This window comes from Streptomyces sp. NPDC002206 (assembly GCF_053593595.1).
The window spans coordinates 769,752-786,070 of sequence record NZ_JBSFCW010000001.1; the positions used below are offsets into that span (position 1 = coordinate 769,752).

A 16,319-nucleotide genomic window follows, 5' to 3' on the forward strand; every position below is an offset into this window, starting at 1 on the left:
CACCGTCCCTGCCACGATAAGCGCCGCCTACGACAACGCCGGACGGGCTTGACTTCTGGGGCCCGTCCGGCGTTTGCGTGGTCTCTGCGCGTTACCGCACGAACACTCCCGCCTGGCTCGCCAGGTCGAGGAAGTACTGCGGGGCCAGGCCCAGCACCAGCGTGACCGCGACGCCGACCGCGATCGTCGTCATCGTCAGCGGCGACGGGACGGCGACCGTCGGGCCGTCCGCCTTCGGCTCGCTGAAGAACATCAGCACGATGACCCGGATGTAGAAGAACGCGGCGATCGCGGACGAGATCACACCGACCACGACCAGACCGCCGGCCCCGCCCTCCGCCGCCGCCTTGAAGACCGCGAACTTCCCGGCGAAGCCCGAGGTCAGCGGGATACCGGCGAAGGCCAGGAGATACACCGCGAAGACCGCGGCGACCAGCGGCGAGCGCCGGCCGAGCCCGGCCCACTTCGACAGGTGCGTCGCCTCGCCTCCCGCGTCACGCACCAGGGTGACGACGGCGAACGCGCCGACCGTCACGAAGGAGTACGCGCCCAGGTAGAAGAGCACCGAGGAGATGCCGCTGGGGGTCGTCGCGATGACACCGGCGAGGATGAAGCCGGCGTGCGCGATGGACGAGTAGGCCAGCAGCCGCTTGATGTCGGTCTGGGTGATGGCGACGATCGCACCGCCCAGCATCGTGACGATCGCGACGGCCCACATGACCGGCCGCCAGTCCCAGCTGAGGCCCGGCAGCACCACGTACAGCAGGCGCAGCAGCGCACCGAACGCGGCGACCTTCGTGGCCGCGGCCATGAAGCCGGTGACCGGGGTCGGGGCGCCCTGGTAGACGTCCGGGGTCCACATGTGGAACGGGACGGCACCGACCTTGAAGAGCAGCCCGGTGAGGATCATCGCGCCGCCGATCAGCAGCAGCGCGTCGTTGCCCATGGTGTCGGCGAGCGCCGGGTCGATCTGGGTGACGGATCCGTCGACCACATCAGCGATGGCCGCGTAGGAGACGGAGCCCGCGTACCCGTACAGCAGGGCGATCCCGAAGAGCAGGAATGCCGACGAGAAGGCGCCGAGCAGGAAGTACTTCACCGCGGCCTCCTGCGACATCAGCCGCTTGCGGCGGGCGACGGCGCACAGGAGGTAGAGCGGGAGGGAGAAGACCTCCAGGGCCACGAAGAGCGTCAGCAGGTCGTTGGCCGCCGGGAAGACCAGCATGCCGGCCACCGAGAAGAGGAGCAGCGGGAAGACCTCGGTGGTGGTGAAGCCTGCCTTGACGGCGGCCTGCTCGCTCTCGCTGCCGGGGACGGACGCGGCCTGCGCGGCGAACGAGTCGACGCGGTTGCCGTGCGCCACGGGGTCGAGCCGGCGCTCGGCGAACGTGAAGACGGCGACCAGCGACGTCAGCAGGATGGTGCCCTGCAGGAACAGGGCGGGTCCGTCGACGGCGATGGCACCCATCGCGGCGATGTGTGCCTTCGTCGTGCCGTACCCCCCGGCCGCGAGGCCGACGACCGCGGCGAACGCGGCGGCGAGGGCGACGACGGCCAGGAAGACCTGCGTGTAGTAGCGGGCCCGGCGCGGCACGAAGGCCTCGACGAGTACGCCGACGACGGCGACACCGATCACAATGAGGACCGGGGTCAGCTGGGCGTACTCGATGACCGGTGCGTTGAACTTCTCTTTCGGGGCGGCCGATGTCACCCCGCCCGCCATTGTCCACAGGCTGTGGACAGCTGTTGCGCTCACTTGGCGGCCTCCACCTCAGGCTGGGGGTCCTTCTTCTGGACGTCCGACATGGTGTGCTGCACCGCGGGGTTGACGATCTCCGTCAGCGGCTTCGGATAGACACCCAGGAAGATCAGCAGCGCGATCAGCGGGAGGACCACCACCAGCTCCCGGGCCTTGAGGTCGGCCATGCCCTGGACCCCGGCCTTCACCGGGCCGGTCATCGTCCGCTGGTAGAGGACGAGGACGTAGAGGGCAGCGAGGACGATGCCGGTGGTGGCGACGATGCCGGCCGCCGGGTAGGCACTGAACGTGCCGACCAGGACCAGGAATTCGCTGACGAACGGGGAGAGTCCGGGCAGCGACAGGGTGGCGAGGCCGCCGATCAGGAAGGTGCCGGCCAGGACCGGCGCCACCTTCTGCACTCCGCCGTAGTCGGCGATGAGCCGTGAACCGCGCCGGGTGATCAGGAAGCCGGCCACCAGCATCAGCGCGGCAGTCGAGATGCCGTGGTTGACCATGTAGAGCGTGGCGCCCGACTGTCCCTGGCTGGTCATCGCGAAGATGCCCAGGATGATGAAGCCGAAGTGCGAGATCGACGCGTAGGCGATCAGCCGCTTGATGTCGCGCTGGCCGACGGCGAGCAGCGCCCCGTACACAATGCTGATCAACGCCAGGACCAGGACCACCGGCGTCGCCCACTTGCTGGCCTCCGGGAACAGCTGGAGGCAGAAGCGGAGCATCGCGAACGTGCCGACCTTGTCGACGACCGCGGTGATCAGGACGGCGACCGGTGAGGTCGCCTCCCCCATGGCGTTGGGCAGCCAGGTGTGCAGCGGCCAGAGCGGGGCCTTCACCGCGAAGGCGAAGAAGAACCCGAGGAACAGCCAGCGTTCAGTGCTGGTCGCCATGGAGAGCGAGCCGTTGGCGCGGGCCTCAGCGATCTCGGAGAGCGAGAAGGTGCCCGCGACGACGTACAGGCCGATGACGGCGGCCAGCATGATGAGCCCGCCGACCAGGTTGTAGAGCAGGAACTTCACGGCTGCGTAGGAGCGTTGCGTCGCGGCGTTCTCGTCGCTGCCGGCGTGGGCCCGGTCCCCGAAGCCGCCGATGAGGAAGTACATCGGGATGAGCATGGCTTCGAAGAGGATGTAGAAGAGGAAGACGTCGGTGGCCTCGAAGGAGAGGATCACCATCGCTTCGACCATCAGGATCAGGGCGAAGAAGCCCTGGGTGGGGCGCCAGCGCGAGGACTTCGTCTCCAGGGGGTCGGCGTCGTGCCAGCCGGCCAGGATGACGAACGGGATCAGCAGGGCGGTGAGCGCCATGAGCGCCACCCCGATGCCGTCCACCCCGAGTTCGTACCGGACGCCGAAGTCCTTGATCCAGGCATGTGATTCGGTGAGCTGATAGCGGGCGCCGCCGGGCTCGAAGCGGGCGAGCGCGACGCCCGCCAGCACGAGCGTGGCCAGCGAGAAGAGCAGCGCCAGCCATTTGGCGGCGGTGCGCCGGGCGGCCGGGACAGCTGCGGTGGCGATCGCGCCGATCGCCGGGAGCGCCGCCGTCGCTGTCAGGAGGGGAAAGGACATGTGATCAGACCGCCCTCATCAGCAGGGTCGCGGCGATGACGACCGCCGTACCGCCGAACATCGAGACCGCGTAGGAGCGGGCGTAGCCGTTCTGCAGCTTGCGCAGCCGGCCGGAGAGCCCGCCCATCGACGCGGCCGTACCGTTGACGACGCCGTCGACCAGGGTGTGGTCGACGTACACCAGGGAGCGGGTGAGGTGCTCACCGCCGCGGACCAGGACCACGTGGTTGAAGTCGTCCTGCAGGAGGTCGCGGCGGGCGGCCCGGGTGAGCAGCGAGCCGCGCGGGGCGACGACCGGTACCGGCCGGCGCCCGTACATCGCCCAGGCGATGGCGACGCCGATGACGAGCACCACCATCGTGGCGGCGGTGACGGTCGCGGCACCGACCGGCGATTCTCCGTGGCTGTGGCCGGTGACCGGCTCCAGCCAGTTCAGGAAGCGGTCGCCGATGGAGAAGAAGCCTCCGGCGAAGACCGAACCGAACGCCAGGACGATCATGGGGATCGTCATCGACTTCGGGGACTCGTGCGGATGCGGCTCGTGGCCTTCCGCATCGAGCTGCCACCGCTTCTCGCCGAAGAACGTCAGCAGCATCACGCGCGTCATGTAGAACGCGGTGATCGCGGCGCCCAGCAGCGCGACGCCGCCGAGGATCCAGCCCTCGGTGCCGCCCTTGGCGAACGCTGCCTCGATGATCTTGTCCTTGGAGAAGAAGCCGGACAGGCCGGGGAAGCCGATGATCGCCAGATAGCCGAGGCCGAAGGTGATGAAGGTGACCGGCATGTACGTGCGCAGGCCGCCGAACTTCCGCATGTCGACCTCGTCGTTCATGCCGTGCATGACCGAACCGGCGCCGAGGAAGAGCCCGGCCTTGAAGAAGCCGTGCGTCACCAGGTGCATGATCGCGAAGACGTAGCCGATCGGGCCGAGCCCGGCGGCCAGGATCATGTACCCGATCTGCGACATCGTCGACCCGGCGAGGGCCTTCTTGATGTCGTCCTTTGCGCAACCGACGATCGCACCGAAGAGCAGCGTGACCGCACCGACGACCACGACGACCAGTTGTGCGTCCGGCGCGGCGTTGAAGATCGTGCCGGAGCGGACGATCAGGTAGACGCCCGCGGTCACCATGGTGGCGGCGTGGATGAGGGCGGAGACCGGGGTCGGGCCCTCCATCGCGTCACCGAGCCAGGACTGCAGCGGCACCTGGGCCGACTTGCCGCAGGCGGCGAGCAGCAGCAGCAGGCCGATCGCCGTCAGCTTGCCCTCGCCCGTCTCCCCGGTCGATGCCAGGACGGGTCCGAAGGCGAACGTGCCGAACGTGGTGAACATCAGCATGATCGCGATCGACAGGCCCATGTCGCCGACCCGGTTGACCAGGAACGCCTTCTTGGCGGCGGTGGCAGCGCTGGGCTTGTGCTGCCAGAAGCCGATCAGCAGGTACGACGCGAGACCGACGCCCTCCCACCCGACGTACAGCAGCAGGTAGTTGTCGGCGAGCACCAGCAGGAGCATCGCCGCGAGGAACAGGTTCAGATAGCCGAAGAACCGGCGTCGGCGCTCGTCGTGCTCCATGTAGCCGATCGAGTAGATGTGGATCAGGGTGCCCACACCGGTGATCAGCAGCACGAACGTCATCGACAACTGGTCGAGCTGGAAGGCCACATCGGCCTGGAAGCCCTCGACCGGGATCCAGCTGAACAGGTACTGGTGCAGCGACCGGTGCTCGGCGCCCTTCCCCAGCATGTCGACGAAGAGCACCGCACCGATGACGAATGAAACGGCGGCGAGCAGCGTGCCGATCCAGTGTCCGAAGCGGTCGAGCCGACGGCCTCCGCAGAGCAGGACGGCCGCTCCGAGCAGGGGCGCCGCGACGAGCAGCGCAATGAGGTTGTCCACGATTCAGCGTCCCCTTACAACTTCATCAGGCTGGCGTCGTCGACCGAGGCCGAGTGGCGGGAACGGAACAGCGACACGATGATCGCGAGCCCGACCACGACCTCGGCGGCGGCGACGACCATCGTGAAGAAGGCGATGATCTGGCCGTCGAGGTTGCCGTGCATCCGGGAGAAGGTGACGAACGCGAGGTTGCAGGCGTTGAGCATCAGCTCGACACACATGAACACCACGATCGCGTTCCGCCTGATCAGCACTCCGGACGCGCCGATGGTGAACAACAGAGCGGCGAGATAGAGGTAGTTGACCGGGTTCACTTGGCGACCCCCTCTTCTTCGTTGTCACGGCCGAGCCGCTCCTCGGAGCGCTGCTCCAGGGCCTTGAGGTCGGCGAGCGACTCGTTCGACACGTCGCGGATCTGGCCGCGCTTGCGCAGCGTCTGCATGACGGTGAGCTCGGACGGGGTGCCGTCCGGGAGCAGGCCGGCGATGTCCACCGCGTTGTGCCGGGCGTAGACACCGGGGGCGGGCAGCGGCGGCAGGTGCTTGCCGCGTACGCGCTCCTCGGACATCTCCCGCTGGGTCTTGGCCCGTTCGGTGCGCTCGCGGTGGGTGAGCACCATCGCGCCGACAGTCGCCGTGATCAGCAGAGCGCCGGTGATCTCGAAGGCGAAGACGTACTTGGTGAAGATGAGGCTGGCCAGCCCCTCGACGTTCCCACCGTGCGCGGCGTTGGCGGTGCCCAGTCCGTTGAAACTGTTCAGGGATGCGTGGGCGATGCCCGCGATCAGCAGGACACCGAAGCCGAGTCCGCACCCCGCGGCCAGCCAGCGCTGACCCTTGAGGGTCTCCTTCAGTGAGTCCGCCGCCGTGACACCGACGAGCATGACCACGAAGAGGAACAGCATCATGATCGCGCCCGTGTAGACGACGATCTGGACGACGCCGAGGAAGTACGCGCCGTTGGCGAGGTAGAAGACCGCCAGGACGATCATGGTCCCGGCGAGGCTCAGCGCACTGTGCACGGCCTTCTTCATCAGCACGGTGGACAGCGCGCCGACCACGGCGACCGTGCCGAGCAGCCAGAACTGGACGGCCTCCCCGGTCGATGTGAGGGAGGCTGCGGCGAGGCCGGTCATGCGTCCACCTCCTGGGCCGCGCCGTTGTTCTCGTTGTCGTCGTCGGACGGCTTCTCGCCCTTGGAGACCGCGACCTGCCGCTCCGTACCGGGCGCGGCCTCCGTGACCAGGCCCCGGTAGTAGTCCTGCTCGTCCATCCCCGGGTAGATCGCGTGCGGGGAGTCGACCATGCCTTCCTCCAGGCCCGCGAGCAGCTCAGCCTTGGTGTAGATGAGGCTCTCGCGGGTGGTGTTGGCGAGCTCGAACTCATTGGTCATCGTCAGCGCCCGGGTCGGGCAGGCCTCGATGCACAGTCCGCAGAGAATGCAGCGCGCGTAGTTGATCTGGTAGACGCGGCCGTAGCGCTCACCCGGGGAGTAGCGCTCCTCGTCGGTGTTGTCCGCGCCCTCCACATAGATGGCGTCGGCCGGACAGGCCCAGGCGCACAGCTCGCAGCCGACGCACTTCTCCAGGCCGTCGGGGTGACGGTTGAGCTGATGCCGGCCGTGGAAGCGCGGCGCCGTCACCTTCTGCTGTTCCGGGTACTGCTCGGTCAGCCGCTTCTTGAACATGGCCTTGAAGGTCACGCCGAAGCCGGCCACAGGGTTCTGGAACTTCTCCCCCGAGGGTTCCGATGACTCAGGCACCGTCAGCCTCCTTTCCGTCACTCGGACTTGCGCCCATCTGACTGCCGTCACTCTGAGTATCCGACCCGCCACTGACAACGAGCTCCCGCTCATTCCGTGGCCTGCGGCGCGGTACCGGCGGCAGGGTCTGTCCGGGCAGCGGTGGCACCGGGTATCCGCCCGCCATCGGGTCGAACGCGGGTCCTGGTTCCGGTGCCGGTTCCGCCCCGGCCCCCTTGGCCGAGCGGTCCCGGAAGATGTCGGCGACGAAGGAGACCAGCAGGATCGCGATCACGGCGCCTGCGACGTACAGCACGATCCTGGTGAAGTCGTAACCCTCGTTGCGCAGTGCCCGCACCGTCGCGACCAACATCAGCCAGACCACGGAGACCGGGATCAGGATCTTCCAGCCGAGCTTCATCAGCTGGTCGTAGCGGACGCGGGGCAGGGTGCCGCGCAGCCAGATGAAGAAGAACAGCAGCAGCTGGACCTTGATGACGAACCAGAGCATCGGCCACCAGCCGTGGTTCGCCCCCTCCCAGAAGGAGCTGATCGGCCACGGGGCCCGCCAGCCGCCCAGGAACAGGGTCGTGGAGACCGCGGAGACGGTCACCATGTTGACGTACTCGGCGAGCATGAACATCGCGAACTTGATCGACGAGTACTCGGTGTTGAAGCCGCCGACCAGGTCGCCCTCGGACTCCGGCATGTCGAACGGGGCACGGTTGGTCTCGCCGACCATCGTGACGATGTAGATGATGAACGAGACCGGCAGCAGGATGATGAACCAGCGGTCGTGCTGCGCCTCCACGATCTTCGAGGTCGACATCGACCCGGAGTAGAGGAAGACGGAGGCGAACGCCGCGCCCATCGCGATCTCGTACGAGATCATCTGCGCGCAGGAGCGCAGGCCGCCCAGGAGCGGGTACGTCGATCCGGAGGACCAGCCGGCCAGCACGATGCCGTAGATCCCGACCGAGGCGACCGCGAGGATGTAGAGCATCGCGATCGGCAGGTCGGTGAGCTGCATCGCCGTACGGTGGCCGAAGATCGAGACCTCGTTGCCGGACGGGCCGAACGGGATCACCGCGATCGCCATGAACGCCGGTACGGCGGCGACGATCGGCGCGAGGACATAGACGACCTTGTCCGCCCGCTTGACGATGACGTCTTCCTTCAGCATCAGCTTGATGCCGTCGGCGAGCGACTGGAGCATGCCCCAGGGGCCGTGCCGGTTGGGGCCGATGCGCAGCTGCATCCAGGCGACGACCTTGCGCTCCCACACGATGGAGAAGAGCACGGTCACCATCAGGAACGCGAAGCAGAACACCGCCTTGATGACGACGAGCCACCAGGGGTCGGTGCCGAACATCGACAGATCCTCGGCGGCGAGTACGGCACGGTCGGGTGCCGCGGCCAGTTGAGCGAGGGCAGTCACGCTCGCACCTCCGGTGTGACGTCGGGAGTACCCGGTGCGGCGGGGCCGATCCGGACGAGTCCGCCGGGGTGGGCGCCGGTATCGGCCGGGACACCCCGCCCGACGGAGTTCAGCGGCACCCAGACCACCCGGTCCGGCATGTCGGTGACCTGCAGCGGGAGTTCGACGCTGCCGGACGGTCCGGTGACGGCCAGCAGATCGCCGTCCTTCACCCCCGTCTCGGCGGCGGTGACGGCGGAGAGCCGGGCGACCGCGGCGTGCCGGGTGCCGGCCAGCGCGGCGTCGCCCTCCTGGAGCCTGCCCTGGTCGAGCAGGAGCCGGTGGCCCGCGAGGACCGCCTCGCCGTCGCCGGCCCGGGGCAGCGGCTGCGCCGACTCGTGCGGGTCGGAGGCGTGCGTGCCGGTCCAGCCGCCGAGCCGGTCCAGCTCACGGCGTACGGACTTCACATCCGGCAGCGCGAAGTGGACGTCCAGCGCGTCGGCCAGCATGTGCAGGACCCGGGCGTCCGTCGGGGCGGGCGCCCTCGTCAGCTGCTCGGGCTTGAGCGCGGCCTCGAACATCCGGGCCCTGCCCTCCCAGTTGAGGAAGGTGCCGGCCTTCTCGGCCACCGCGGCGACCGGGAACACCACGTCGGCCCGCTCGGTGACCTCGCTGGGCCTCAGCTCCAGCGAGACCAGGAAGCCGACCTGGTCCAGTGCCTCCAGGGCGCGTGCCGGGTCCGGCAGGTCGACGGCCTCGACGCCGGCGACGAGCAGCGCGCCCAGTTCGCCGGTGGCCGCGGCCTCGACGATCTGGCCGGTGTCGCGGCCGAACCGGGTGGGGAGTTCGGCGACGCCCCAGACGGCCGCCACTTCGTCCCTGGCCCGCGGGTCGGTGGCCGGGCGTCCGCCGGGCAGCAGCGACGGGAGCGCGCCCGCCTCCACCGCACCGCGCTCGCCGGCCCGGCGCGGGATCCACACCAGCCGGGCCCCGGTCGCGGTCGCGGCCCGTACCGCGGCGGTCAGCCCGCCCGGCACCGCGGCCAGTCGCTCGCCGACCACGATCACGGCGCCCTCGCCGCGCAGCGCCTCGGCGGCCGCGGCACCGTCGCCGTCGAGTCCGACGCTGCCCGCGATCGCGTCCAGCCACTCGGTCTCGGTGCCGGGCGCGGCGGGAAGCAGCGTGCCGCCCGCCTTCGTCAGTCCGCGGGTGGCGTGCGAGGCGACGGCGAAGGTGCGCTGGCCGTGCTTGCGGTTGGCCTTGCGCAGCCGCAGGAAGACGCCGGGGGCCTCCTCCTCCGACTCGAAGCCGACCAGCAGCACGGTCGACGCCTTCTCCAGCGTGGTGTACGTGAGGCCGCTGCCGTCCAGGTCACGTCCGCGTCCGGCGACGCGGGCGGCCAGGAAGTCGGCCTCCTCGCTGCTGTGCACCCGGGCCCTGAAGTCGATGTCGTTCGTATCGAGGGCGATCCGGGCGAACTTGCTGTACGCGTACGCGTCCTCGACGGTCAGCCGGCCGCCCGTGAGGACACCGGCCCTGCCGCGTGCGGCGGCCAGCCCGGCGGCCGCGGCCTCCAGCGCCTCGGGCCAGCTCGCCGGTGCGAGGACACCGTCCTCGTTCCGTACCAGCGGAGTGGTGAGCCGGTCCCGCTGCTGCGCGTAACGGAACCCGAAGCGGCCCTTGTCGCAGACCCACTCCTCGTTGACCTCGGGGTCGTTGGCGGCGAGCCGCCGCATGACCTTGCCGCGCCGGTGGTCGGTGCGGGTCGCGCAGCCGCCCGCGCAGTGCTCGCAGACCGACGGCGACGACACCAGGTCGAAGGGCCGGGAGCGGAATCGGTAGGCCGCCGAGGTCAGCGCGCCGACCGGGCAGATCTGGATGGTGTTCCCGGAGAAGTACGACTCGAACGGGTCGCCCTCGCCCGTACCGACCTGCTGGAGCGCGCCGCGCTCGATCAGCTCGATCATCGGGTCGCCCGCCACCTGGTTGGAGAACCGGGTGCAGCGCGCGCAGAGCACACACCGCTCACGGTCCAGCAGCACCTGGGTGGAGATCGGGACGGGCTTCTCGTACGTCCGCTTCTTTCCGTCGAACCGGGAGTCCGGGTCGCCGTGCGACATCGCCTGGTTCTGCAGCGGGCACTCGCCGCCCTTGTCGCAGACCGGGCAGTCCAGCGGGTGGTTGATGAGCAGCAACTCCATCACCCCGCGCTGCGCCTTGTCGGCGACCGGTGAGGTGAGCTGCGACTTGACGACCATGCCGTCGGTGCAGGTGATGGTGCAGGACGCCATCGGCTTGCGCTGGCCCTCGACCTCGACGATGCACTGCCGGCAGGCGCCTGCCGGGTCGAGGAGCGGGTGGTCGCAGAAGCGCGGGATCTCGATCCCGAGGAGTTCGGCGGCCCGGATGACCAGGGTGCCCTTGGGCACGCTGATCTCGATGCCGTCGATCGTCAGCGTGACAAGGTCCTCGGGCGGGACCGCCGCCTCGCCGCCCCCGGAGGGCGCACTTGTGGTGACTGTCATGCGTTCACCCCCTGGTGAGCGTTCTTGTCGTCGGCCCAGGCGGTCGACTTGGCGGGATCGAAGGGGCAGCCCTTGCCGGTGATGTGCCGCTCGTACTCCTCGCGGAAGTACTTCAGCGAGGAGAAGATCGGCGAGGCGGCGCCGTCGCCGAGGGCGCAGAAGGACTTGCCGTTGATGTTGTCCGCGATGTCGTTCAGCTTGTCGAGGTCGGCCATCTGCCCCTTGCCGGCCTCGATGTCGCGGAGCAGCTGGACGAGCCAGTAGGTGCCCTCGCGGCACGGCGTGCACTTGCCGCACGACTCATGGGCGTAGAACTCGGTCCAGCGGGTGACGGCCCGCACCACACACGTCGTCTCGTCGAAGCACTGGAGCGCCTTGGTGCCGAGCATCGAGCCTGCGGCGCCGACGCCCTCGTAGTCGAGGGGCACATCGAGGTGCTCGTCGGTGAACATCGGGGTGGAGGAGCCGCCCGGGGTCCAGAACTTCAGCCGGTGGCCGGGGCGCATGCCGCCGCTCATGTCGAGCAGCTGGCGCAGCGTGATGCCGAGCGGCGCCTCGTACTGGCCGGGGCTGACGACATGCCCACTGAGCGAGTACAGCGTGAAGCCCGGGGACTTCTCGCTGCCCATCGACTTGAACCAGTCCTTGCCCCTGCTCAGGATCGCGGGAACCGACGCGATGGACTCGACGTTGTTCACCACAGTGGGGCAGGCGTACAGACCGGCGACCGCGGGGAAGGGGGGCCGCAGCCGGGGCTGGCCGCGTCGCCCTTCGAGCGAGTCGAGCAGCGCGGTCTCCTCGCCACAGATGTAGGCGCCCGCGCCCGCGTGCACGGTGAGTTCCAGGTCGAGCCCCGAGCCCAGGATGCTCGTCCCGAGGTAGCCCGCCTCGTGGGCCTCGCGCACGGCCTCGTGCAACCGCCGCAGTACGGGGACGACTTCACCGCGCAGATAGATGAAGGCGTGCGAGGACCGGATCGCGTAGCAGGCGATCACGATGCCCTCGATGAGGCTGTGCGGGTTGGCGAAGAGGAGCGGGATGTCCTTGCAGGTCCCGGGTTCCGACTCGTCGGCGTTGACCACCAGGTAGTGCGGCTTGCCGTCGCCCTGCGGGATGAACTGCCACTTCATGCCGGTGGGGAAGCCGGCGCCGCCGCGGCCGCGCAGTCCGGAGTCCTTGACGTACGCGATGAGGTCGTCCGGCGACATGGCGAGGGCCTTGCGCAGCCCCTCGTAGCCGCCGTGACGCCGGTAGGTGTCCAGGGTCCAGGACTCGGGCTCGTCCCAGAAGGCGGAGAGCACGGGCGAGAGCAGCTTCTCGGGGCTGGCCCCGCTGCCGTTGCCGCCCCCGTCGTTGATTTCGGCTGCCAATGTCATCACTCCCCCTCCTCAGCTGCGGGACCGGCCGGGTGGTCCGGGTCGGATGCCGAGGTCTGCTGCGAGGTGTTCGGCGTCCCGGAGGGACTCGTTGAGGGGCGGTGGTCGGGTGACGGGTGGGCGTGGGAGCTGAGGTGCTCGGCGCCCGGCTGCGGACGGTCCTGCGGAGCTTCCGCGCGGGCTGCCTCGCCGCGCGGAGCGACGACCTTCGGGTGCAGCTCCTCGCCCCTCGCCAGCCGGAGGCCGACGAGCGAGGCGGGGCCGGCGCCGCCGGTCGCCTCGACGGCACCGGGGCGCTGGTCGGGGAAGCCGGCCAGGATCCGGGCAGTCTCCTTGTACGAGCAGAGCGGGGCGCCCCGGGTGGGTTCGACGGTGCGCCCGGCGATCAGGTCGTCGACGAGCTGTGTCGCGCTCTCGGGCGTCTGGTTGTCGAAGAACTCCCAGTTGACCATCACGACGGGTGCGAAGTCGCAGGCCGCGTTGCACTCGATGTGTTCGAGGGTGACCTTGCCGTCCTCGGTCGTCTCGTTGTTGCCGACGCCGAGGTGCTGCTTGAGCCGGTCGAAGATGGCGTCGCCGCCCATCACCGCGCACAGCGTGTTGGTGCAGACGCCGACCTGGTAGTCGCCGCTCGGCCTGCGCCGGTACATCGAGTAGAAGGTGGCGACCGCGGTGACCTCGGCGGTGGTGAGGCCGAGCAGCTCGGCGCAGAGCGCCATGCCCGTACGGGAGACGTACCCCTCCTCGGACTGCACCAGGTGCAGCAGCGGCAGCAGCGCGGAGCGGCTGTCGGGGTAGCGGGCGATCACCTCCTTCGCGTCCGCTTCGAGCCTGGCGCGTACCTCGGCCGGGTAGGCGGGGGCGGGGAGCTGCGGCATCCCCAGACTGACTTCCTGACGTACTTCGGTCACCGGTCGACGCCTCCCATCACGGGGTCGATGGACGCGACGGCGACGATGACATCGGCGACCTGGCCGCCCTCGCACATCGCCGCCATGGCCTGAAGATTGGTGAAGGACGGGTCGCGGAAGTGGACCCGGTAGGGGCGGGTTCCGCCGTCCGAGACGACATGCACGCCGAGCTCGCCCTTGGGCGACTCGACGGCGGTGTACGTCTGGCCGGCCGGGACCCGGAAACCCTCGGTCACCAGCTTGAAGTGGTGGATCAGGGCCTCCATGGAGGTGCCCATGATCTTCTTGATGTGATCGAGCGAGTTGCCGAGCCCGTCGGGTCCGAGCGCGAGCTGCGCGGGCCAGGCGATCTTCTTGTCGGCGACCATCACCGGTCCCGGGGCGAGCCGGTCGATGCACTGCTCGATGATCCGCAGCGACTGGCGCATCTCCTCGAGACGGATGAGGAAGCGGCCGTAGGCGTCGCAGCTGTCGGCGGTGGGGACGTCGAACTCGTAGTTCTCGTACCCGCAGTAGGGGTCCGTCTTGCGCAGGTCGTGCGGGAGTCCGGCGGAGCGCAGGATCGGACCGGTGGCGCCCAGCGCCATGCAGCCGGTCAGGTCGAGATAGCCGACGTCCTGCATGCGGGCCTTGAAGATGGGGTTGCCGGTGGCGAGCTTGTCGTACTCCGGCAGGTTGTTCTTCATGGTCTTCACGAACTCGCGCAGCTGGTCGACCGCGCCCGGCGGCAGGTCCTGGGCGAGTCCGCCGGGCCGGACGAACGCGTGGTTCATCCGGAGCCCGGTGATCAGCTCGAAGAGATCGAGAACCAGTTCACGATCGCGGAACCCGTAGATCATGATCGTGGTGGCGCCGAGCTCCATGCCGCCGGTGGCGATGCACACCAGGTGCGAGGAGATCCGGTTGAGCTCCATCAGCAGGACGCGCAGAACGGTCGCCCGGTCGGGGATCTGGTCCTCGATGCCGAGCAGCTTCTCGACGCCCAGGCAGTACGCCGTCTCGTTGAAGAACGGCGTCAGGTAATCCATGCGCGTGACGAACGTGGTGCCCTGGGTCCAGTTCCGGAATTCGAGGTTCTTCTCGATGCCGGTGTGGAGGTAGCCGATGCCGCAGCGGGCCTCGGTGACGGTCTCGCCGTCGATCTCCAGGATCAGCCGCAGCACGCCGTGCGTGGACGGGTGCTGGGGACCCATGTTGACGATGATGCGCTCGTCGTCGGACTTGACCGCCGACTCGACGACCTCGTCCCAGTCGCCGCCGGTGACTGTATATACAGTCCCCTCGGTCGTGGCCCGGGGCGTTGCGTGTGGAGTAGACATCAGGAGTACGACCTCCGCTGGTCCGGAGCCGGGATCTGGGCGCCCTTGTACTCGACGGCGATGCCACCGAGCGGGTAGTCCTTGCGCTGCGGGAAGCCCTGCCAGTCGTCCGGCATCATGATCCGGGTGAGGGCCGGGTGCCCGTCGAAGATGAGCCCGAAGAAGTCGTAGGTCTCACGCTCGTGCCAGTCGTTGGTCGGATAGACCGTGACGAGCGACGGGATGTGCGGGTCGCTGTCCGGGGCCGAGACCTCCAGCCGGATCAGCCGACCGTGAGTGATCGATCGCAGGTGGTAGACGGCGTGCAGCTCTCGGCCCTTGTCGCCGAGGAAGTGGACACCGCTCACCCCCGTACAGAGCTCGAAGCGCAGGGCCGGGTCGTCGCGCAGGGTTCGAGCCACGGTGGGCAAGTGCTCGCGAGCGATGTGGAAGGTGAGTTCGCCGCGGTCCACGACGGTCTTCTCGATGGCGTTCTCGGGGAGCAGGTCCTGTTCCTCCAGGGCCCCTTCGAGTTCGTCGGCCACCTCGTCGAACCAGCCGCCGTACGGCCGGGGCGTGGCGCCCGGCAGCGTCACCGTGCGGACGAGGCCGCCGTAGCCGGAGGTGTCGCCGCCGTTGTTGGCGCCGAACATGCCCTTCCGTACGCCGATGACCTCGCCGGTCTCGTCGCGCGGCGCGGGTACGCCGTTGCTGTTCTGCTCGTCGCTCACCGCAGCAGCCCCTTCATCTCGATCAGGGGAAGCGCCTTGAGTGCCGCGTCCTCCGCCTCGCGGGCGGCCTCCTCCGCGTTGACCCCGAGCTTGGAGCTCTGGATCTTCTGGTGGAGTTTGAGAATGGCGTCCATCAGCATCTCGGGACGCGGCGGGCAACCCGGCAAATAGATATCGACCGGGACAATGTGATCAACACCCTGCACAATGGCATAATTGTTGAACATCCCACCCGATGATGCACAAACCCCCATGGAGATAACCCACTTGGGATTCGGCATCTGGTCATAGACCTGCCTCAGGACGGGTGCCATCTTCTGGCTGACCCGCCCTGCCACGATCATCAGATCCGCCTGCCGCGGCGATCCGCGGAAGACCTCCATCCCGAAACGGGCCAGGTCGTAGCGCCCGGCTCCGGTCGTCATCATCTCGATGGCGCAGCAGGCGAGGCCGAAGGTGGCAGGGAATACGGATGACTTCCGCACCCAGCCGGCGGCCTGCTCGACAGTGGTCAACACGAAGCCGCTGGGCAGCTTCTCTTCGAGTCCCATGGTGTGCCCCTCAGCCCCTCAGTCCCATTCCAGGCCGCCGCGACGCCATACATACGCGTAGGCGACGAAGACGGTGAGCACGAAGAGCAGCATCTCGACGAGCCCGAAGATCCCCAGGGCGTCGAAGGTGACCGCCCAGGGATAGAGGAAGACGATCTCGATGTCGAAGACGATGAAGAGCATCGCCGTCAGGTAGTACTTGATGGGGAAGCGGCCGCCTCCGGCTGGAGTGGGGGTGGGTTCAATACCGCACTCGTACGCTTCGAGCTTTGCTCGGTTGTATCGCTTCGGGCCGATAAGCGTGGCCATGACCACGGAAAAGATCGCAAACCCTGCCCCGAGGGCGCCGAGCACGAGGACGGGCGCGTAGGCATTCACGCTCCTCGCTCCTTCCAGTCGTCCTTGACCGTTGGACCGCATCGGGCGACCGGCTCGCCACCTCACCAAGATCGTGCACATGTGAGGCAGTTCACAAGCCCGACTGCCCCGCATCCTATGCCTGCCGTCCTGTGATCTGCGACACGGGGTACTACACCGGCTTTGTGA

General features: G+C 68.5%; 14 protein-coding genes. All 14 read right to left on the reverse strand.

All coding sequences use genetic code 11. The features are described from left to right. Positions 1-91: 91 nt before the first annotated feature. From nuoN to ACWCP8_RS03720, 14 genes are read right to left on the reverse strand one after another with little or no spacing between them, the layout of a single operon-like run. Entirely contained in the window at positions 92-1,756 is a 1,665-nt protein-coding gene (gene nuoN, locus ACWCP8_RS03655) for an NADH-quinone oxidoreductase subunit NuoN (RefSeq protein WP_352265781.1), read from the reverse strand. Next, positions 1,753-3,324, reverse strand: a complete 1,572-nt coding sequence (locus ACWCP8_RS03660) for an NADH-quinone oxidoreductase subunit M (RefSeq protein WP_352265783.1) — start codon at positions 3,322-3,324, stop codon at positions 1,753-1,755. Before ACWCP8_RS03660 ends, nuoN begins: the two co-directional genes overlap by 4 nt. 4 nt (positions 3,325-3,328) lie before the next feature. Continuing rightward, positions 3,329-5,224, reverse strand: coding sequence for an NADH-quinone oxidoreductase subunit L (gene nuoL, locus ACWCP8_RS03665; RefSeq protein ID WP_352265785.1), 1,896 nt, complete (start codon positions 5,222-5,224; stop codon positions 3,329-3,331). Between the two features lie 14 nt (positions 5,225-5,238). Beyond that, positions 5,239-5,538 (reverse strand): NADH-quinone oxidoreductase subunit NuoK, encoded by a 300-nt coding sequence (gene nuoK / locus ACWCP8_RS03670; RefSeq protein WP_024493678.1) that lies wholly within the window; start codon positions 5,536-5,538, stop codon positions 5,239-5,241. Continuing rightward, entirely contained in the window at positions 5,535-6,359 is an 825-nt protein-coding gene (locus ACWCP8_RS03675; protein WP_352265788.1) for an NADH-quinone oxidoreductase subunit J, read from the reverse strand. Before ACWCP8_RS03675 ends, nuoK begins: the two co-directional genes overlap by 4 nt. After that, positions 6,356-6,985 (reverse strand): NADH-quinone oxidoreductase subunit NuoI, encoded by a 630-nt coding sequence (gene nuoI / locus ACWCP8_RS03680; RefSeq protein WP_326605217.1) that lies wholly within the window; start codon positions 6,983-6,985, stop codon positions 6,356-6,358. Before nuoI ends, ACWCP8_RS03675 begins: the two co-directional genes overlap by 4 nt. Beyond that, on the reverse strand, positions 6,978-8,402 hold the full coding sequence (gene nuoH / locus ACWCP8_RS03685) for an NADH-quinone oxidoreductase subunit NuoH (protein WP_356000457.1): 1,425 nt from the start codon (positions 8,400-8,402) through the stop codon (positions 6,978-6,980). The genes nuoI and nuoH overlap by 8 nt, the downstream gene beginning before the upstream one ends. Then, positions 8,399-10,906 (reverse strand): NADH-quinone oxidoreductase subunit G, encoded by a 2,508-nt coding sequence (locus ACWCP8_RS03690; protein ID WP_451114021.1) that lies wholly within the window; start codon positions 10,904-10,906, stop codon positions 8,399-8,401. Before ACWCP8_RS03690 ends, nuoH begins: the two co-directional genes overlap by 4 nt. Next, on the reverse strand, positions 10,903-12,282 hold the full coding sequence (gene nuoF / locus ACWCP8_RS03695) for an NADH-quinone oxidoreductase subunit NuoF (RefSeq protein WP_352265796.1): 1,380 nt from the start codon (positions 12,280-12,282) through the stop codon (positions 10,903-10,905). The genes ACWCP8_RS03690 and nuoF overlap by 4 nt, the downstream gene beginning before the upstream one ends. Continuing rightward, on the reverse strand, positions 12,282-13,160 hold the full coding sequence (gene nuoE, locus ACWCP8_RS03700; protein WP_352266012.1) for an NADH-quinone oxidoreductase subunit NuoE: 879 nt from the start codon (positions 13,158-13,160) through the stop codon (positions 12,282-12,284). The genes nuoF and nuoE overlap by 1 nt, the downstream gene beginning before the upstream one ends. 29 nt (positions 13,161-13,189) lie before the next feature. Beyond that, a complete protein-coding gene (locus ACWCP8_RS03705; protein WP_352265798.1) occupies positions 13,190-14,512 on the reverse strand; it encodes an NADH-quinone oxidoreductase subunit D in 1,323 nt (440 codons plus the stop codon). Further along, the gene (locus tag ACWCP8_RS03710; RefSeq protein ID WP_267003189.1) at positions 14,512-15,222 is read right to left on the reverse strand and encodes an NADH-quinone oxidoreductase subunit C; all 711 of its coding nucleotides are present in this window, start codon (positions 15,220-15,222) and stop codon (positions 14,512-14,514) included. Before ACWCP8_RS03710 ends, ACWCP8_RS03705 begins: the two co-directional genes overlap by 1 nt. Next, positions 15,219-15,773: a NuoB/complex I 20 kDa subunit family protein gene (locus ACWCP8_RS03715; protein ID WP_030975705.1), complete on the reverse strand. Its 555-nt coding sequence runs from the start codon at positions 15,771-15,773 to the stop codon at positions 15,219-15,221. The genes ACWCP8_RS03710 and ACWCP8_RS03715 overlap by 4 nt, the downstream gene beginning before the upstream one ends. An 18-nt stretch (positions 15,774-15,791) precedes the next feature. Next, on the reverse strand, positions 15,792-16,151 hold the full coding sequence (locus ACWCP8_RS03720) for an NADH-quinone oxidoreductase subunit A (protein ID WP_053644853.1): 360 nt from the start codon (positions 16,149-16,151) through the stop codon (positions 15,792-15,794). Between the last annotated feature and the right edge of the window lie 168 nt (positions 16,152-16,319).